Consider the following 17,775-nt stretch of genomic DNA (forward strand, 5'->3'; position numbering starts at 1 on the left):
TGCTATGGTGCGCCGATGTCGGCGATCAAGAAGTTCCAAGTCACCTTTGACTGTGCAGAACCTGAGCGCCTCGCTCGTTTCTGGTGCGAGGTGTTGGGGTACGTCACACCGCCGCCACCGGAGGGATTCACCACCTGGGAGGATTTCAACCGCACCCTGCCCTCCGAGAAGCAGGGTTCATGGTTCGCCTGCAGCGATCCCTCAGGTGTGGGCCCGCGCCTGTACTTCCAGCGCGTCCCCGAAGGCAAGATCGTCAAGAACCGGGTGCATCTCGACGTCCGGGTCGGCACCGGGCTCGTGGGGGACGAGCGCCTGGCCACGCTCGAAGCTGAGTGCGCACGACTGGTTGCGCTCGGTGCGACCCACGTGCAAACGCTGTATGCCGATGGGGAAAACGAGTCGTGCGTCCCCATGCTGGACATCGAGGGCAACGAATTCTGTATCGACTGAGCATTCTCCGAGCCGAGGAGGCAGGGAGCCGCCTCCCCTGGGCCTCTCCGGTCCTCGTACGGGATGGGAGTTACCCGTGGAGGGCGAGGTTGTGCGGCCGGGCGATGCCGAGCATGGCGGTGTGAACGCCGTCGCCCCTTCATCCCCGCGAAGGCGTGCTCGAAGCGGCCCGGCCCTTGCGGTGTGTTGTGTTCCTCTTTCCAAGCCGGCAGCACGCTCACCTGCTTGCTGAAGAGGCGGGGGCTCGGCGTGGTGAATGGGGTTGTCCAGGACGGCTCCGACGTCGTGATCACTCCAGCCGTCGCTGGATCGTCTCGGTTGCGGACATCACTGGTTCCGGCTCGTACTTTGCGTATTCGACCGCCAGGTGGGAGAACGAGGTGGGGTGACTCTGTTCCCGGGAGACGGAGACACCAGCAGTCCCGACGTCGCCTGGTCCTACAGCGGCTTCGCCGCGTTCCGGCGGCAGCTGGCGCAGGCTGAGGGGTTGGCGCTTTCCGAGATGCGAGCTCGCGCCTACTGAGTGTGCGGCTCTCCTGCCGAGGCTGGAGGCGATTGTCGACCAGCGGCGGAGCGAGGTCGATGTTCGTCGGGTGCACATCGATGCGGCCCGACAGCTGACGGTCGTTCTGCGGTTCTGTGTCGCGAAGGATGTCGGACTTCCCTTCCTCTGATGTCCCCGAATCCGACGCCGTTCCTCAGGCTCCCGCAGTTATGGGGGACAGCGGCTCGGTCGTGGTGAATGGTGGCGGGTTCTTCCTGGCTCTTTTCCGGAGTTCGAGCACTGCACGTCGACGGCGACTACCTGCGCGTGGCGCAGGGCCGGCCGATGTAGCCGGGGTGCTGGCAGGTGAAGTAGGAAGGGAGGTCGGCTCACAGGGCTGGCCCCTGTGGTCACCCGGTCAGCGGCTGCCATCGGTCTTCCTGCGAGGCGCCGAGCCTGCTGCCCCACGCCAGCGCCCCACCGATCAGGCCGGGTCTGTCCCGCGTGGCCAGCGCCGGGGCTTCGAGCACGTCGGCGATTTCTTCCAGGCAGGTGACCAGGGTGTCGAGTTCGCCGCCGGGGCCTTCGTTGTAGCGGGACCAGCGGCCCAGGCAGCCGGTCGTGGTGTCCAGGTACAGCCCGGAGGTGCGGTCGGCCGGGCCGAAGGCGACCACCCGAATCCACGCTGCCCTCCACACGGTGATCCGGTCGTATTCGGAGCGGCGGGCGTTGAGAGTGTCCTCATGGGCCTGGGCGTCCATCTGCTGCCGGTGGAAGGCGGCTACCTCGTCCAGGGCCATCAGAGCCTCGTTGCCGGGCAGGCACCCCCGGCCGTTGACCCCGTCGTCGCCCGCGGTCAGCAACCACACGGCGCGCAGGCCGGCAGGTATCCGGACGCCGAGGTCGTCTTCCAGCGCGGTGAGGGCGGCGAGGTCCGCGCCGGCCCGGAGCGCGGCGTGCGAGTCGGGGGCGTTGTGCTGGAGCCAGCGGATGATGCGCTGCCAGGCATGGGTGGCCTCCCGCTCGGTGATCGCCTCGTTCACAGGGTCGGCAAGCCGGTCCTGGTCCCGGGCGTCCGCGACGGGCTCGGCAGTGGAAGTCGAGTTCACGTACCAAATTTCGATCCGGTCGGGCTCGCGGATGTACCCGACGGCCAGGTCCGGGCAGTCCTCGAAGAAGTCTCCGTCGACCATCACGGTGAGGATGCCGGGCCGACCCGAAGGCCGGCCCGTGTCCGGGTTCTCAGCCAACTGGCCGGCCAGGACCTTCAAGGCGTAGGGGACGGTGTTCCCTAACCGGGAAGCGGCGTCGCGTACCTGCGGAGGGATCTCGACATTCACGCCTGGTGCTCCTTGCGGGTCGGATGCAGGGCAGTGCCCCACATACAGGAGGGCACCCACGCTCACCACCGGTTGGCGCAGCAGGCCGCGCCCAGCACGCGGTCGTTCTCCGCGGCGGACAGAACGGCCTCTACGACATCGTGCACCGGTTCCGCTGGGCTGCCACGGCGATCCGTTCCTCGGCGGATTCGTTCCGTACACGGCTGTGTACGAAGGCGCCGGTCCGGTCGGTGTGGCCGCCCCGGGGGTACAGAGAGGCCACGTCGGTGAACTCGTGCCGCCGGGCAGCGCCGCGGGCACCCTGTTCCCGCATGTGTACGGCCCCGTCAACCGCGACGCCGTCAGGCGGATCCTGGAGATCCAGTGGGATGAACAGGGCCGGGCGACAGGCATGAGGGACGCGAGCCGAAGAAGCACCGCGCGGGGGAATCGGCGAGCGGGATTCCGCACCGCGCGCGGACGTGGCGGAGCCTTCACGGCTGCCAGAGCCCAGCCAGATCCAAACGAAAGACCCTAGTCGCCGAGGATCCGCTCCCACAGCAGCCCGTCCCGCCAGCTCCCGTCGAGAAAGATCGAGGAGTGCGCGATGCCGTACGGGCTGAACCCGTTGCGGCGCAGCACCCGTTGCGACGGCAGATTCTCCAGGTTGGTGGACGCCTCGGCGCGGTGCAACCCGAGTTCGTCCGCCATCACCCGGAGTGCAAGCCCGACCGCGTGCCCGGCGTGCCCTTGATTCTGGGCGACCGCGGCGATCCAGTATCCGACGGAGCCGCGCCGCAGGTGCGGCTGCGGCAGGATGCCTCCGACGGTGACCTGCCCGATCACCTGGTCGTCGGCGAGCACCACGCCCGGCCAGACCGTGCCGACCCGGTATCCGGCCAGCAGGCTTTCGATCCGCTCCGCCTGGCCCTCCGGGGTGAAGAAGCCGGCAGGCTGGGCCGGTTCCCACGGCCGGAAAGCCTCGAAGTCCCGCGCCCGATGCGCGGCGATCGGCGCGGCGTCGGCGGGCTCGATCAGGCGGATCCTGGTGCTGCTGCCCATGGGCCGATCCTTGTCGCGGTGCGTCGGATGAGACGGCCAGCCTATGCGAGGGTGCCCGCGCCGCCGCACCCCGCGCCCGCCGGAGCAACTGCCCACGACCACCAGGGGCCTTGACCCGACCGGTGAGCACCGCCGGGGAGTCTCCCCGATCTGGCTGCGGCACAACTTCTATGTCACCAGGCCCTGGCGGTACGCGTAGACGACCGCCTGGACGCGGTCCCGCAGCCCGAGTTTGCTCAGGATGCGGGACACGAAGGTCTTCACGGTCTCCTGGCTGATCACCAACGCGGCGGCGATCTCGCTGTTGGAGCGGCCGTCCGCGATCAGGCGGAGCACCTCCAGTTCGCGTGGCGTCAGCGGGATGTCGCCCGGAGCGGAGTGGGCGGGGCGGATCCGCGCGGCGTACCTGCCGACGAGGCGCCGGGTCACCTCGGGGTCCAGCAGCGCCGAGCCCGCGGCCACCGTACGGATACCGTGGAGGAGTTGGGCCGGCGGCGCGTCCTTGAGGAGGAAGCCGCTCGCGCCCGCGCGCAGCGCCTCGTAGACGTACTCGTCCAGGTTGAACGTGGTCACCACGAGCACCTTGACAGGCCGTTCCACCTCCGCGCCGGCCAGCAGACGGGTGGCCTGGATGCCGTCGAGTACCGGCATACGTACGTCCATCACCACGACGTCCGGGCGCAGTTGGGCGGCGAGGTCGACCGCCGCCTGACCGTCCTCGCACTCGCCCGACACCTCCAGGTCCGGCTGGGCGTCGATGATGGTCGCCAGCCCCGTGCGGATCAGCACCTGGTCGTCGCAGACGAGGACCCGGATCGGCTCCGTCAAGACGAGCTCCCCGCGGGTATGCGTGCCCGAACGACGAAACCGCCGCCCGTCCGGCCCGCCGCGCTGAAGTCGCCGCCCAGGACCGCGACCCGCTCCCGGAGCCCCGTCAGGCCCCGCCCGCTCCCGCCGGGGGAGCCGCTTTCCGCAGGTGACACAGGTGACACAGGTGACCCAGGAGAGCCAGGTGACCCGGGCGATCCACGTCGCGCTCCTGGTCCGTCCGTGCTGACCTCCACGGTGATCTCCCTTTCGCTGTGGCGCACCAGGACCGTGGTGCGGTGGCCATGGGCGTACTTGAGAGCGTTCGTCAGCGCCTCCTGGACGACCCGGTACGCGACCAGGTCGGCGCTGCCGGCCGTTTCCGCCGGGTCGCCCTCCTCGGCGAACTCCACCGGCTGCCCGGCCCGGCGCGTGTCCTCCACGAGCGTGAGGATACGGCCGGCGGCCGGCGTACGGACCTCGGGGCCGTGGTCGGGGTTGAGCAGATCGAGCAGATGCCGCAGGTCGGTGATGGCCCGACGGCCGGTGTCGGTGACGGCGGTCAGGGACTGGTCCAGACGGTCGGGCACAGCGGTCAGATACCGTGCCGCCTCCGCCTGTACGACCATCGCCGTCACATGGTGGGTCACCACATCGTGGAGTTCCCGGGCGATACGGGTGCGTTCGGTGGCCCGGGTGTCCTCGGCGATACGGAGGCGGCGTTCGGCCTCCGCGATCCGGGTCGAGCGCAGCCATGTTCCGACGATCCACGCGAGCGCCAGTGCCAGGTAGAACGTGACGAAATCGCTGGGCGCCTCACCCGTACCCCCCGCGCCCCCGGAACCCGACGAACCGAGCCGGAAGAGCGCGACCGCCAGCGGTATGTACGCCAGCGAGAAGAGGACCGCGGCGGCGCACCGGTGCCGCTCCAGGTGGGAACCCACACTCAGCAGCGCGATGGGCAGCGCCGTGCCCGCGAGCGCGTGGTAGCCGCGGAGCTGGTCCACGGCGAACCCGAGCGACACCAGGGCGAGGCAGACCACCGGCCACCGGCGGCGCACGGCCAGCGGGAGACATTCGAGGGCGAGCGCCGCGACGGCCAGGGCATCGAAGGGACGGGCCGGCAGGCCGCCGACCTGCGTCCCGTGGCTCTGGAACGCCGGTACGAACGACGCGGCGAGGAGCAGCAGCCCCAGCGGGAGATCCCGGACCGTGACGTCGAAGCGGCGCCACAGGTCCGGGACTCGCTGAAGAGGGATCACCGGGGAAGTGTAGGAGCGTCGTTGCTCCCCGGCGGGAGGGGGCGGCCCTCCGACGGGGCGGGACGGCTGGGGGCCGACGGAGCGGCGGGTACCCGGCCGGCGCGCCGGCGGCGCGGCACCAGATGGCCGCGACGGTGTGCCAGCCACAGGAACACCGCTGTCAGCAACACACCGAACACCACCGAGTACAGGCTTCCCTCCGGACCGAACGCACCACCGGTGAGCAGTGTCGAGCCCGACATCGTGGTGTCCAGCAGCCCCTGCGGGGTGCCGTTGCCCGAGACCTCGGTGCTGAAGATGCCACCCGCGGCGAAGTTCCAGCCGAAGTGCACACCGATCGGCACCCACAGGTTACGGGTGGCGGCGTACGCGGCGGCGAGCATGCCGCCGGCCTCGATCGTGATGGCGATGGCACCCCAGAGAGTGGCATGCGGGTTGAACAGGTGCATCAGCCCGAACAGCGCCCCGGTCAGCACCAGCGCGATCCAGGTCCCGGTACGCTCCTCGACCAGCCGGAACAGGACGCCGCGGAACAGCAGTTCCTCGGTCACGGCGGCGGCGGCCATGAAACCGAACAGCCCCACGGCGCCCGTCACCGAGCCCAGGCCGTGGACCTCGTACCCCCCGAGGAAGGCGATGTTCGCGATGACGGCCCCGAACATCGCCGCACCGATCAGCACCCCGCGGCCCAGCGCGGCGCCGGCGCCCTTCCGGGCCACCTCCGTGGACGGACGGCGCTCGGTCGCCCGCACCACCCACCCGTACACGAGCACCGCGAGCACGGACACCACGACGCCGACGGCGAAGGTGAGCCACGGCTTCCCACCCACCGCGGCGACGCTCCGCCCGCCGATCGCCGCGACCGCTACGACGGCCAAGAGCTGCCCGACGACTCTCATGAACCACTCCTCCTCGAATCCGCGACCGGGGCGCCGCGACCGCCTCGAACGCTACGGACCAGGGCCATCGGAATCGTCACCGTGCGGTGGACACCTGCGTGTAGCTCGCACGGGGGACAAGTGACAGGTCCAAGGCGGCGATTACCGTCTTTCCGGTCGCCTCAAGGGCGTCGCGGAAACGACCGTTCCGGTGCGCCGGAACCCGCTCGGGCTGACGCCTCGGATCCGCTTGAACGCCGCCGCGCTGAAGGCGAACGCGTCGGAGTGGCCCACGCAGCGGGCGATCCCCGCGACGCTCGCCGTCTCCCGCTCGGTCGGCAGGCCCGCCGCGAGCGTCATGCGCCGGCGGGTGAGGTAGGCCGGCGGCGGCCCGCCGACCTGATCGGTGTGTACCGGGCAGGCACCGACGGAGCGCACGACCTGTGTTCCCGCCTCGCGGCCGGCCCCGGGGACCTCGACGACCCGGCACGGGCCGAGGATCTCGCCGCGATGCCGGCCGGAGACCTGCTCCGCGTCATCCACCCGGAGACCGTGCACCGCTCCGCGCACGGACCGACGCCGCCTCCAGGGGTTCAGGGGCGTGGCATCCGGCTGCCCGCCGGGACCGTGTCCGTGCCCCAGCTCGCGAGGAGGCGCAGAGCCTCCGCCGCCGCGGAACCCGGCTCCGCGTGGTACACGATCAGGTACTGTTCGTGGTCGTCGGGCAGGGGCATCGTCTCGTACGCGAGAGTGATGTCGCCGACCAGCGGATGTCGCATCCGCTTCACGCCGTGGCCCTTCTCCTTCACGTCGTGCGTGGCCCACAGCCGCCTGAACTCATCGCTCTTGACGGATAGTTCACCCACGAGCGACGACAGCTCCGGGTCCTGCGGGTGCTGGCCCGCGTACAGCCGCAGGTAGCTGACGATGTCGGACGCCTTGGAGTCCCAGTCCAGGAACAGCTCCCGGTAGTCGGGGGAGAGGAAGGTCAGCCGCGCCCAGTTGCGTTCCGAGCGCGGCAGCTTGCCCCAGTCGCCGAACAGCGCCGCCGCCATCCGGTTCCAGGCGAGGATCTCCGAGCGCGCACCGCTGATGTACGCCGGCATGCCCTCCATCGACTCCAGCAGATGCTGGAGCGCCACCCGTACATGCTGGCGCTCGGGCACCCGGTACTTCCTGCGCTGCTGCGTCGGCTTGGCGAGATGGGTGAGGTGCGCGTGCTCGGCGTCGGTCAGGCGCAGGGCGCGCGCGATCGAGCCGAGCACCTCCGCCGACACATTGTGCCCGTTGCCCTGTTCCAGGCGTGTGTAGTACGCGACCGACACCCCGGCCAGTTGTGCCAGCTCCTCGCGCCGCAGCCCCGGCACCCGCCGATGCCGCCCGTGCGAGGGGATACCCACGTCCTCCGGCTTGAGCCGTGCCCGCCGGGTGCGCAGGAATTCGCTGAGCTCGGCCCGGCCGCCGAGGCTGTCGGGGAGGGCCGCCTGTCCATTGTCCGCGGCGGGAGTGTCGTCCATGCCTCCAGTATTCCCCGTCGTACGACCACGAGCCTGACCCCGCCAGTAGTAGGACCAGTGGACGTACGCAAAGCGGTGGCCTGGGTGATCAGGATGCGAGGAGGCACTGTGGAGGCATGACTACGACTGTTGCCGCATACGCCGCCCCCAGCGCAAAGGCCCCGCTGGAGCGCACCACCGTCGAGCGCCGTACGGTCGGTGAGTTCGATGTGCTGATCGACATCAAGTTCGCCGGTATCTGCCACTCCGACATCCATCAGGCCCGTGAGGGCTGGGGCGAGGCCATCTTCCCGATGGTGCCCGGCCACGAGATCGCCGGCGTCGTCGCCGAGGTCGGCTCCGGTGTGACGAAGTTCAACGTCGGTGACCGCGTCGGCGTCGGCTGCATGGTCGACTCCTGCCGTGCGTGCGAGAACTGCCTGGCCGGACAGGAGCAGCACTGCGTGCGCGGGAACGTCGGTACGTACAACGCTGTCGGCCGTGACGGCGAGCCCACCTACGGGGGCTACTCGCAGAAGGTCGTCGTCGACGAGAACTTCACGGTCCGTATCCCGGAGGGTCTGTCGCTGGACGTGGCCGCACCGTTGCTCTGCGCAGGCATCACCACGTACTCCCCGCTGAAGCGCTGGGGCGCGGCCCCCGGCAAGAAGGTCGCCGTGGTCGGCCTGGGCGGCCTCGGCCACATGGCCGTCAAGATCGCGCACGCCCTCGGCGCCGAGGTCACGGTCCTCTCCCAGTCGCTGCGGAAGAAGGACGACGGCCTGAAGCTCGGCGCCGACCACTACTACGCCACCAGCGACGCGGCCACCTTCGAGAACCTGGCGGGCACCTTCGACCTGATCGTCTCCACGGTCTCGGCCCCCCTGAACTTCGGCGCCTACCTGAGCCTGCTGAAGACGCGCGGCGCCCTGGTGAACGTCGGCGTCCCCGAGGAGCCCGTCGCCCTCAACCTGTTCTCCTTGATCGGCGGCAACAAGACCCTCGCCGGTTCGGCGATCGGCGGTATCGCCGAGACCCAGGAGATGCTCGACTTCTGCGCCGAGCACAACCTCGGCGCCGAGATCGAGCTCATCGAGGCGAGCCAGATCAACGAGGCCTACGAGCGGGTGCTCGACTCCGACGTGCGCTACCGCTTCGTGATCGACACGGCGACGATCTGAGCCGTACGGCCGGGGGCGGTCGGCGGGCATTACCTCGCACGTAATCGACGCTCCCGGCGCGGCCGGGCACTCTTGCGGAACGGGAACTCGGGCGACGCACTGCGTCCGAGTTCCCGTTCCTCGACCAGCCCGTGTGACCTCGATGGAGGCCCATCCGCCATGTCCGCGTCGCGGCCCTGGCGCTCTGGTTCGAACCGACCACGGCCGGTGCGGTCGGGATCCCGCTGCAGGCGCTGACCGTCGCCGGTTTCGCGGTCCTGCAGTGGTCCGCGCTGCGCCGATCTGAGACCGGCCGGGCCAGGTGAGGAGCCGCGCGGTGTCGACGCCGGCCCGGTGCCGTCCGGCCGATGACTTTTCAGCGTTGACCTGGTTCACGTCAGGGGAACGTTGACTGATTCATAGAGAGACAGGCAGTTCGCGCAGGCTCCTGTTGCGCAACGACATGGTCCACTGCGACTCGCCGGCAGGGCCGACCAGCGGCAGCTCCGTGAACCGGCGCACCAGACTGGTTACGGCGATCTCGTTCTCCAGACGTGCGAGGGAAGCACCGGGGCAGTAGTGGGGGCCGTGGCCGAAGGCAAGGTGTCCACGAGCGTCGCGTGTGGGATCGAAGGTCTCGGGCGCGAGGAACTGGCCTGGATCGCGATTGGCGGAGGCCCAGGACAGCCAGACGCGTTCCCCCTTGCGGATGGCGGCTTCGCCGATCCGCATGTCCTCAGTGGCGAACCGCCGGACGGCCAGCATCGCCGGGGAGTTCCAGCGCAGCGCCTCTTCGGTGACCTGATCCATGGCCAGCTCCCGGCTGCGCACAGCAGCGAGGTGAGCCGGGTGGGAGAGAAGAGCCAGAACGGTGGTGGAGACCAGGCCGGCGGAGTTGTGGTAGCCGCCGAAGAGGAGGAGGAAGGCCATGGCCACCAGCTCTGACCTGTTCAGCCGGGGGCCGTCTTGGCGGGTGTGTTCGTCGATGAGCGCGGACAGCAGGTCGTCACCGGGAACGTCGCGTTTGCGGTCGATGAGCTCCTGACGGTCATCGCGTTCCACCGGGCGAAGCCACGACTGCCGTGACCGGGCGGATGCCGGGCACGGCTCTCCGAGCAGAGCTCGGAGAGTCGGGGCCTCCCGTCCCCACGAAACATGTGACATAGTACTGGCGTGTCCACTCCTCATCGGCCTCATCGGATCGTCGTCGTGGGCGCCGGTATCGTCGGCGCGGCGACCGCCCGTGCCCTCGTCCGCGCCGGCTGCGACGTGACCGTCGTCGACCGCGGCGCCACGGCCGGAGGCACCTCCTCCGGTGGTGAGGGAAATCTGCTCGTCTCCGACAAGGAGCCCGGCCCCGAGCTGAGGCTGGCGCAGCGTTCGCTCGCCGCCTGGGCGCGGATCGAGGACGAGCTGCGTGACGAGCTCCCCGCCGGATTCCCCGGCCTCGAACTGGAGCGCAAGGGCGGCCTGGTGGTCGCCACGACCGAGGCCGGCGCGGAGGCTCTGGCGACGTTCGCGGCCACCCAGCGGGGCGCCGGGGTCCGGGCGGAGACGGTGGACGGCACCCGGGCCCATGAGCTGGAGCCCGACCTGACACCGCACAGCACCGCCGCGGTGTTCTACCCCGAGGACCTGCAGGTGCAGCCGGTGGTGGCGACCGAGGCGCTGCTGGCCGCCGCCCGCCGCCACGGCGCGCGCGTACAGCAGGGCGTCGAGGTGACCGGGCCGGTGCTGTCGGCGGGGCGGCTCGCCGGCGTACGGACGGCTTCCGGAACCCTGCCCGCCGATGCCGTGGTGATCGCCGCCGGGCCCTGGTCCGGCCTGGTCGCCGAGCGGCTCGGCGTCGCGCTCCCCGTGCGACCGCGCCGCGGCACGGTACTGGTCACCTCGCGGATGCCGACCCGGGTCCGGCACAAGGTGTACGACGCCGACTACGTGGGCGCGGTCGGCTCGGGCTCGGCCGACCTCCAGGTCTCCAGCGTGGTCGAGTCGACCGCCGCCGGGACCGTCCTGATCGGCTCCTCCCGGGAACGCCGCGGCTTCGACGAGCGGATCGAGGCCCGGGTACTCGCCGCGCTGGCCGCCAAGGCGCTGCTGCTCTTCCCCTTCCTGGCCGGTGCGCAGGCGATGCGCGCGTACGGCGGGTTCCGGCCGTTCGTCCCCGACCACCTGCCGGTGATCGGTGCCGACCCGCGGCTGCCCGGCCTGTGGCACGCGACCGGGCACGAGGGCGCCGGGATCGGTCTGAGCCTGGCCACCGCAGAGCTGCTGCGCGACCAACTCCTCGACAGCGGCCCCCCTACCGCCACCGCCGCCGATCCGCTGGCCGCCGAGTTCCGCCTGGACCGTCCCACCCTGCTGCCGCACCTCGAAGGGGCCGCCCGATGACGGGGATACATATCGAGGTCGACGGGGAACGGGTCGCCGGCCTGGCCGGGCAGACCATCGCCGGACTGCTCCTGGCCGACGGACGGCCGGCCTGGCGGCGGACCCGCACCGGCCGCCCCCGCGGCGTCTTCTGCGGGATCGGCGCCTGCTTCGACTGCCTGGTGACCGTCAACGGACTGCGTGACGTACGGGCCTGCCAGCGGCGGGCCGTGGACGGCGACAAGGTCGACCTGCAGGAGGACGATCGTGACTGAGGTGCTCGTCGTGGGCGGCGGACCGGCCGGGATGGCCGCGGCGCTGGCGGCCCGCCGCCACGGCGCCCGGGTCGTGCTGCTCGAAGCCGGTGACGACATCGGCGGACAGTACTGGCGGCATCCGCCGGGCGGACATGAGGACAGGAACGAACGGCTGTGGCAGCACGGCTGGGACCGCTTCCTCGCGATGCGCGACGAACTGCTGGGCGACCGGGGCTGCGAGGTCGTGACCGGCGCGCACGTCTGGTCGGTCGACCGGCGCGACGACGCCCCGCCGCTGGTGCACGTGTTCGTCGGCCCGCCGGACGGGCAGGGGCGCGCACCGCGCACCTTCGATCCGTCGGCCCTGGTGCTCGCGACGGGGGCGTACGAGCGCACCCTGCCGTTCCGCGGCTGGGACCTGCCCGGGGTCTTCACCGCCGGGGCGGCGCAGGCGCTGGCCAAGGGGGAGCGGGTGGCCGTCGGCCGCCGCGTCCTGGTGGCCGGTGCCGGGCCCTTCCTGCTGCCCGTCGTCGCCGGCCTGCTGCGGATCGGCGCCGAGGTCGCGGGCGTGGTCGAGGCGGCCGGCCCGGCGCAGCTCGCCGGCGGCTGGGCGGCCCGGCCGTGGCGGCTGCTCGCGGCCCGGCGCAAGGCCGGTGAACTGGCCGGGTACGCGGGCCGGATGGCCGCCCACCGCATTCCCTACCGCACCGGGGCCGCGGTCGTCGCCGCGCACGGCACCGATCGCGTGGAGGCGGTCACCGTGGCGCGCCTGACCCGGGACTGGACACCGATCCCCGGCAGCGAACGGCGGACCGAGGTCGACGCCGTCTGCGTGAGCCACGGCTTCGTGCCGCGCACCGAGCTCGCCACCGCCGCCGGCTGCGCGGTGGACGAGGACGGCGCGGTCGCCGTCGACGAGCGGCAGCGTACGTCCGTGCCCGGAGTCCTGACCGCCGGCGAGCTGACCGGCATCGGCGGCGTCGACCTGGCCCTGGCCGAGGGCGCGATCGCCGGGGCCGTCGCGGCCGGGGGCGTGCCCGCGCGGGGCGCGCTCCGCGAGCGGGCCGTCTTCCGCGAGTTCGCCGCGCGGCTCGCCGCCGCGCACGCCATCCGCCCCGGCTGGCGCGCCTGGGTGGACGACGACACCGTGGTGTGCCGCTGCGAGGACGTCACCGCGGGCACCCTGCGCCGGGCCGCGGAGCTGACCGGATCCCGCGGGCTGCGCTCGCTCAAACTGACCACCCGGGCCGGCCTGGGCCTCTGCCAGGGCCGTACCTGCGGCCGCGCGGTCGAGGACCTGCTCACCGGCGCGGACGGGCCCGGCCTGCTCGACCCGGGCCGTACCGCGCATCGGCCGATCGCGATCCCCGTACGCCTGGGCGAGCTCGCCGCTTCCACCAGGACCAGCAACCGAGAGGACCTCCCATGAGTTCCGCACCGACCGACCTGCGCGGGGTGATCGTCGCCACCGCGCTGCCCTTTAAGGAGAACCCCTCGGCCCCCTCCGGGCTGGAGGTCGACTACGACCGCTACGCGGAGCACTGCGACTGGCTCATCAGCGAGGGTTGCCACGGCGTCGGTCCGAACGGATCGCTCGGCGAGTACTCCGCGCTGACCGACGCGGAGCGCCGCAAGGTCGTCCAGGTGGCCGTCGAGACGGTCGGCGGGCGCGGCGTCGTGGTGGCCGGGGTGCACGGGCCCGGCTGGCACCAGGCCAGGCACTGGGCCGAACTGGCCGCCGAGGACGGCGCCGACGGCGTGCTGGCGCTGCCGCCCACGATGTACCGGGCCAGCCGCGAGCAGGTCGTCGAGCACTACACGAAGATCGACGAGGTCGGGCTGCCGATCATGATCTACAACAACCCGACCGACACCAAGGTCGACCTCGTCCCCGACCTGGTGGCCGAGATCGCCCAACTGCCCCACGTGACCGCCATCAAGGAATTCAGCGGGGACGTGCGCCGGCTCTTCGAGATCGCCGAACTCTGCGACATCGACGTGGTGGCCGGCGCCGACGACGTGCTGTTCGAGCTGATGGCCGACGGGGCGGTCGGCTGGTTCGCCGGCTTCCCCAACACCTTCCCCGCCGAGTCGGTGGCGATCTACGACCACATGCTGGGCGGGCGCTTCGAGCAGGCCCGGGAGCTCTACAAACACCTCGTCGCGGTGTTCCGGTGGGACTCGCGCACCGAGTTCGTGCAGGCCATCAAGGTCGGCATGGAGATGGTCGGCAGGTACGGCGGCCCGTGCCGCCCGCCGCGCGGCCCGCTCTCCGCCGAGCACGACGCCCGGGTACGGGCCGACATGCGGCGGGCCATCGCCGGGGTCGAGGCGCACCGCCTGACGGCGGCGTGAGATGCGCACGTCGCGGCTGTACTCCGCGGTCGACTCGCACACCGAGGGCATGCCGACCCGGGTCGTGACCGGTGGTGTCGGGGTGATCCCCGGCGCCACCATGAACGAGCGGCGGCTGTACTTCGCCGAGCACCTCGACCACGTACGGCGGCTGCTGGTGAACGAGCCGCGCGGCCACGCTGCCATGAGCGGCGCCATTCTGCAGCCGCCGACCCGTCCCGACGCGGATTTCGGCGTGCTGTACATCGAGGTGTCCGGCTGCCTGCCGATGTGCGGCCATGGCACGATCGGGGTGGCCACGGTGCTGGTCGAGACCGGGATGGTCGAGATCGTCGAGCCGGTCACCAGCATCCGGCTGGACACCCCGGCCGGGCTGGTGGTCGCCAACGTCGCGGTCAAGGACGGGCACGCCGAGAGCGTCACACTGGAGAACGTGCCCGCCTACTGCGACCGGCTCGACGCGACCGTCGAGGTTCCCGGCCTCGGCGAGGTCAGGTACAGCCTCGCCTTCGGCGGGAACTTCTACGCCATGGTGGACCTCGACGACGTACGGCTGCCGTTCGACCGCGAACGCAAGGACGAGATCCTGCGCGCCGGGCTGGCGATCATGGACGCGATCAACACGTCGGCGCCGCCGGAACACCCGCTGATCGACGGGGTCGACCACTGCCACCACGTGGAGTTCGTCGCGCCCGGTTCGAACGCCGCGCACTCACGGCACGCCATGGCCATCCACCCGGGATGGTTCGACCGGTCGCCCTGCGGAACCGGTACTTCGGCGCGGATGGCCGAGCTGCACGCACGCGGCGAGCTGGCGCTGCACCGGGACTTCGTCAACGAGTCCTTCATCGGCAGCCGGTTCACCGGCCGCCTGGTGGGGGAGACGACGGTCGGCGGCCTGCCCGCGGTGCTGCCGACCATCACTGGCCGGGCCTGGGTGACCGGGATCGGCCAGTACATGCTGGACCCGACCGATCCGTACCCGGCCGGTTTCGAGTTCTGAGCCCTCGGGCGCGGCCGGGCCGTACGCGACCACACGCGCCGGCGGTCGGTGACATATCAGGAGGCACGGGCGTCGGTGCTCCCCCGGCACCTGCGAGGACCGGTGAATGGGATACTCAGAGCTGCGCCGGCTGACGGCGGTTGGCATGATGTGACATTTTAGTGGTGGGAGGACGGCGCGGATGAGCTCATCAATCATCGGCCCGGTGTCGGTGGGGGCGAGCCTGCGCGGCACGGTGGAGGACGCGGTGGCCGCGGCCATCGTCTCGGGTGAACTGGCCCCGGGGACCCTGGTCACCGCGCCGACGCTGGCCACGCGATTCGGGATCTCCGCCACCCCGGTCCGTGAGGCCCTGCTCAACCTGCAGGGGCGCGGGTTCGTCGACGTGGTGCGCAACAAGGGCTTCCGGATCACCGAGGTCAGCGAGCAGGACCTCTGGGAGATCGTACGGCTGCGCCAGTTGCTGGAGGCTCCGCCCATGCGGGAGATCGCGCGGGCGCTGCAACCTGAGGCCGCCGCCGACCTGCGGCGCAGGGCCCAGAGAATCGTCGACTCGGCCGCCGCGGCCGATCTGGCGGCCTACCTCGCCGCCGACATGGCCTTCCACCTGCGGCTGCTGGAGCTGCACGGCAACCGCCGGCTGGTCGCGATGGTGAAGGACCTGCGGCAGCAGACCCGCATGGTGGGCCTCACCGACATGATCGGCACGGCCGAGCTGACCCGTTCCGCCGCGGAGCACCACAGCCTGGTGGACCTGCTGGAGGCGCGCGACGGGCGGGGCGCGGAGACGCTGCTCACCGCCCATATCGGACACGTGCTCGGCTGGTGGAACGGCCGCTCGGAGGAGTGACACAGCGTTGGTGACGAGCCCGCCCGGCCGAGCCGGGCGGGCTCGTCGGCGTGCGCCCGCGAACCGGAATGTCGGCGCCGTAAATTCTCGCTCGAACTCTTCTCGCGAGAGGTGTCACATACTACTGTCTCCTCAAGTGACCGGGATCGCAGAGATCCCGGCCGCTCCGTGGGACCGGTCGTGGCCGTTCCGCCCGCCGGCCCACCGGACTCGCAGCGCATCTGCCCACCGTTTCCGCACACCGTCGCTGGTCCGTCGGCCCGTCACCCGTCCCGCTCAGCCGGACGGCAGGGCTGCCCGTATGCGACCGGAAGGTAGGACCCCTTGAAGAGAACCTCGTCTTCAGCGGCGCTCGCTGGGCTGGCGGCCGGCGCACTCGCCCTTTCGGCATGCACCAGTGGCGGCACCTCGTCCACGGGCACCGGCGGCGGGAGCGGCGGCCCCGCGGTCAAGGGCGGGACCGTGCAGGTCCTGCAGTCGACCGACTTCTCCTATCTCGACCCGGCCCGTGGCTTCGACGGCGGTGTCAACGCCTTCTACCGCCTGATATACCGCCAGCTCGTCACCAAGGCACCCAACGACGCCAAGGACCCCCACGCGATGGTCCCCGACCTCGCGCAGAGCCTCGGCAAAGTCTCCGCCGACGGTCTGAGCTGGACCTACAAGCTCAAGGACGGGATCAGGTTCGACACCGGCGCCCCGATCACCTCCAAGGACGTCAAGTTCGGTATCAGCCGCGGCTGGGACCCGGAGATCGGCATCGGCGCGCCCTACCTGAAACAGCTGATCGACGCGCCGAAGGGCTACGAGGGGCCGTACCGCTCGGGCGACCTGCCGACGATCGAGACACCCGACGACAAGACCGTCGTCTTCCATCTCAAGGCCCCGTTCCCCGAGTTCGACGCGGCGCTCTCCCAGCCGAGCGGCACCCCGTTCCCGGTCGGCACCGGCGGGGGCGACTCGTTCATCAAGGATGTCGTCTCCTCCGGTCCGTACGACGTGGAGAAACTCACCCCGGGCAGCCTGATCCAGCTGGCGCGCAACCCGCACTGGGACGCGAAGAGCGACACGGTCCGCAAGGCGTACCCCGACGCGTGGCGCTTCACCATCGGCGTCGAGGGCGCCACCATCGACGAGCGTCTCATCGCCGGCCAGGGCACCGACATCAACGCGATCTCGGGCAGTGTGCAGACAGCCACCGTCGCCCGCCTGCGGACGCCGCAGCTCAAGGCACGGACGGTCAAGGCGCCGTCGACCTGCCTCACATACATGGGTCTCAACACGACGAAGAAACCGCTCGACGACGTGAAGGTGCGCCAGGCCGTCAACTACGCGGTCGACAAGGGCTCGGTGCTCAACGCCGCCGGCGGCAAGCAGTTCGCGACGGTCTCCCACAGCCTCCTGCCGAAGTCGGTCTCCGGGCACATCGACCACGACCCGTATCCCAGCGCGGACGACGCCGGTGATGTGGCCAAGGCCAGGCAACTGCTCACCGAGGCCGGTCACCCCGACGGCTTCACGATGACCCTGGACGTCCGCGCGAAAGAGGTCGAGCAGCGCAAGGGCGAGGCGATTCAGCAGTCACTCAAGCGGGCCGGTATCCAGGTCAAGCTGAACGTGATCGACTCGGCGACCTACTACGAGACCATCGGCACACCGTCGCAGCAGCATGACGCGGCGATCACCGGCTGGTGCCCGGACTGGGCGTCGAGCGCCTCGACGTTCCTGCCGCCGCTGTTCGACGGCCGGCACATCGCCGCCAAGGGCAACCAGAACCTCGCCCAGCTCGACGACGACGCCATCAACGCCGAGATCGACCGCATCGGCGCCATGACGGACCTGCCCGCGGCCAACCAGGCATGGGGCGAACTGGACAAGAAGATCATGGCGCTGGCTCCCTTCGTCCCCCTGAACGTCGAGAACCGCATCTACCTGCCCGGCACCAATGTGGCGGGGGTGGTCGTGCCCAGCGGCGAGGTCGACTACGGGATCATGGGTCTCAAGGACCCGGCGAAGGGCTGA

Annotated in this window: 17 protein-coding genes and 2 pseudogenes; 10 read left to right on the top strand and 9 right to left on the bottom strand. The window is 70.9% G+C overall.

What is annotated here, in order from left to right; all coding sequences use genetic code 11:
* Nucleotides 1-15: 15 nt before the first annotated feature.
* Complete coding sequence (locus ACIQ7D_RS05165; protein WP_403933659.1) at nucleotides 16-450, top strand: VOC family protein; 435 nt, start codon at nucleotides 16-18, stop codon at nucleotides 448-450.
* 70 nt (nucleotides 451-520) lie between these two features.
* Here the strand turns inward: ACIQ7D_RS05165 and ACIQ7D_RS05170 are convergent.
* A pseudogene (locus ACIQ7D_RS05170) lies at nucleotides 521-662 on the bottom strand (IS5/IS1182 family transposase); the annotation flags it as partial.
* Between the two features lie 682 nt (nucleotides 663-1,344).
* Nucleotides 1,345-2,274, bottom strand: coding sequence for a hypothetical protein (locus ACIQ7D_RS05175; protein ID WP_403933661.1), 930 nt, complete (start codon nucleotides 2,272-2,274; stop codon nucleotides 1,345-1,347).
* Nucleotides 2,275-2,551: 277 nt separating this feature from the next.
* On the opposite strand from ACIQ7D_RS05175, the pseudogene ACIQ7D_RS05180 reads away from it, so the two are divergent.
* A pseudogene (locus ACIQ7D_RS05180) lies at nucleotides 2,552-2,668 on the top strand (DUF952 domain-containing protein); the annotation flags it as partial.
* A gap of 119 nt (nucleotides 2,669-2,787) precedes the next feature.
* On the opposite strand, the gene ACIQ7D_RS05185 reads toward ACIQ7D_RS05180, so the two are convergent.
* From ACIQ7D_RS05185 to ACIQ7D_RS05210, 6 genes are all read right to left on the bottom strand, one after another.
* Nucleotides 2,788-3,315, bottom strand: coding sequence for a GNAT family N-acetyltransferase (locus ACIQ7D_RS05185; RefSeq protein WP_403933662.1), 528 nt, complete (start codon nucleotides 3,313-3,315; stop codon nucleotides 2,788-2,790).
* Between the two features lie 168 nt (nucleotides 3,316-3,483).
* The gene (locus ACIQ7D_RS05190) at nucleotides 3,484-4,143 is read right to left on the bottom strand and encodes a response regulator (RefSeq protein WP_403933664.1); all 660 of its coding nucleotides are present in this window, start codon (nucleotides 4,141-4,143) and stop codon (nucleotides 3,484-3,486) included.
* Entirely contained in the window at nucleotides 4,140-5,384 is a 1,245-nt protein-coding gene (locus tag ACIQ7D_RS05195) for a sensor histidine kinase (RefSeq protein WP_403933666.1), read from the bottom strand. The genes ACIQ7D_RS05190 and ACIQ7D_RS05195 overlap by 4 nt, the downstream gene beginning before the upstream one ends.
* The gene (locus tag ACIQ7D_RS05200; RefSeq protein ID WP_403933667.1) at nucleotides 5,381-6,283 is read right to left on the bottom strand and encodes a lysostaphin resistance A-like protein; all 903 of its coding nucleotides are present in this window, start codon (nucleotides 6,281-6,283) and stop codon (nucleotides 5,381-5,383) included. Before ACIQ7D_RS05200 ends, ACIQ7D_RS05195 begins: the two co-directional genes overlap by 4 nt.
* 141 nt (nucleotides 6,284-6,424) lie before the next feature.
* Nucleotides 6,425-6,805, bottom strand: coding sequence for a hypothetical protein (locus tag ACIQ7D_RS05205; RefSeq protein ID WP_403933669.1), 381 nt, complete (start codon nucleotides 6,803-6,805; stop codon nucleotides 6,425-6,427).
* Between the two features lie 50 nt (nucleotides 6,806-6,855).
* A complete protein-coding gene (locus ACIQ7D_RS05210) occupies nucleotides 6,856-7,779 on the bottom strand; it encodes a helix-turn-helix transcriptional regulator (protein ID WP_403933671.1) in 924 nt (307 codons plus the stop codon).
* A 116-nt stretch (nucleotides 7,780-7,895) separates the two neighbouring features.
* On the opposite strand from ACIQ7D_RS05210, the gene ACIQ7D_RS05215 reads away from it, so the two are divergent.
* Nucleotides 7,896-8,939, top strand: coding sequence for an NAD(P)-dependent alcohol dehydrogenase (locus ACIQ7D_RS05215; protein ID WP_403933673.1), 1,044 nt, complete (start codon nucleotides 7,896-7,898; stop codon nucleotides 8,937-8,939).
* 396 nt (nucleotides 8,940-9,335) lie between these two features.
* Here ACIQ7D_RS05215 and ACIQ7D_RS05220 read toward each other — a convergent pair whose 3' ends face one another.
* Nucleotides 9,336-9,980 (bottom strand): cytochrome P450, encoded by a 645-nt coding sequence (locus ACIQ7D_RS05220; RefSeq protein ID WP_403933675.1) that lies wholly within the window; start codon nucleotides 9,978-9,980, stop codon nucleotides 9,336-9,338.
* A gap of 111 nt (nucleotides 9,981-10,091) precedes the next feature.
* Between ACIQ7D_RS05220 and ACIQ7D_RS05225 the strand changes: the two genes are divergently transcribed.
* The 7 genes from ACIQ7D_RS05225 (at nucleotide 10,092) to ACIQ7D_RS05255 (ending at nucleotide 17,775) form a co-directional block, all read left to right on the top strand.
* The gene (locus ACIQ7D_RS05225; RefSeq protein WP_403933677.1) at nucleotides 10,092-11,309 is read left to right on the top strand and encodes an NAD(P)/FAD-dependent oxidoreductase; all 1,218 of its coding nucleotides are present in this window, start codon (nucleotides 10,092-10,094) and stop codon (nucleotides 11,307-11,309) included.
* Complete coding sequence (locus tag ACIQ7D_RS05230; protein WP_403933679.1) at nucleotides 11,306-11,563, top strand: 2Fe-2S iron-sulfur cluster-binding protein; 258 nt, start codon at nucleotides 11,306-11,308, stop codon at nucleotides 11,561-11,563. The genes ACIQ7D_RS05225 and ACIQ7D_RS05230 overlap by 4 nt, the downstream gene beginning before the upstream one ends.
* Nucleotides 11,556-12,974 carry an NAD(P)/FAD-dependent oxidoreductase gene (locus ACIQ7D_RS05235; RefSeq protein ID WP_403933681.1) on the top strand — a complete coding sequence of 473 codons (1,419 nt, stop codon included), beginning with the start codon at nucleotides 11,556-11,558 and terminating at the stop codon, nucleotides 12,972-12,974. Before ACIQ7D_RS05230 ends, ACIQ7D_RS05235 begins: the two co-directional genes overlap by 8 nt.
* On the top strand, nucleotides 12,971-13,900 hold the full coding sequence (locus ACIQ7D_RS05240) for a dihydrodipicolinate synthase family protein (protein WP_403933683.1): 930 nt from the start codon (nucleotides 12,971-12,973) through the stop codon (nucleotides 13,898-13,900). The genes ACIQ7D_RS05235 and ACIQ7D_RS05240 overlap by 4 nt, the downstream gene beginning before the upstream one ends.
* A gap of 1 nt (nucleotide 13,901) precedes the next feature.
* A complete protein-coding gene (locus ACIQ7D_RS05245) occupies nucleotides 13,902-14,903 on the top strand; it encodes a proline racemase family protein (protein WP_403933684.1) in 1,002 nt (333 codons plus the stop codon).
* A gap of 181 nt (nucleotides 14,904-15,084) precedes the next feature.
* A complete protein-coding gene (locus ACIQ7D_RS05250; RefSeq protein WP_403933686.1) occupies nucleotides 15,085-15,753 on the top strand; it encodes a GntR family transcriptional regulator in 669 nt (222 codons plus the stop codon).
* 324 nt (nucleotides 15,754-16,077) lie between these two features.
* A complete protein-coding gene (locus ACIQ7D_RS05255) occupies nucleotides 16,078-17,775 on the top strand; it encodes an ABC transporter substrate-binding protein (RefSeq protein ID WP_403933688.1) in 1,698 nt (565 codons plus the stop codon).

Origin of the sequence: Streptomyces sp. NPDC096310 (genome assembly GCF_044763125.1) — a bacterium.
In the GTDB taxonomy this organism is placed as follows: domain Bacteria; phylum Actinomycetota; class Actinomycetes; order Streptomycetales; family Streptomycetaceae; genus Streptomyces.

Coding starts and splice junctions, on each gene's coding strand:
- ACIQ7D_RS05250 (WP_403933686.1), top strand. CDS start 15,085: ATGAGCTCATCAATCATCGGCCCGGTGTCGGTGGGGGCGAGCCTGCGC.
- ACIQ7D_RS05240 (WP_403933683.1), top strand. CDS start 12,971: ATGAGTTCCGCACCGACCGACCTGCGCGGGGTGATCGTCGCCACCGCG.
- ACIQ7D_RS05230 (WP_403933679.1), top strand. CDS start 11,306: ATGACGGGGATACATATCGAGGTCGACGGGGAACGGGTCGCCGGCCTG.
- ACIQ7D_RS05185 (WP_403933662.1), bottom strand. CDS start 3,315: ATGGGCAGCAGCACCAGGATCCGCCTGATCGAGCCCGCCGACGCCGCG.
- ACIQ7D_RS05200 (WP_403933667.1), bottom strand. CDS start 6,283: ATGAGAGTCGTCGGGCAGCTCTTGGCCGTCGTAGCGGTCGCGGCGATC.
- ACIQ7D_RS05210 (WP_403933671.1), bottom strand. CDS start 7,779: ATGGACGACACTCCCGCCGCGGACAATGGACAGGCGGCCCTCCCCGAC.
- ACIQ7D_RS05245 (WP_403933684.1), top strand. CDS start 13,902: ATGCGCACGTCGCGGCTGTACTCCGCGGTCGACTCGCACACCGAGGGC.
- ACIQ7D_RS05215 (WP_403933673.1), top strand. CDS start 7,896: ATGACTACGACTGTTGCCGCATACGCCGCCCCCAGCGCAAAGGCCCCG.
- ACIQ7D_RS05165 (WP_403933659.1), top strand. CDS start 16: ATGTCGGCGATCAAGAAGTTCCAAGTCACCTTTGACTGTGCAGAACCT.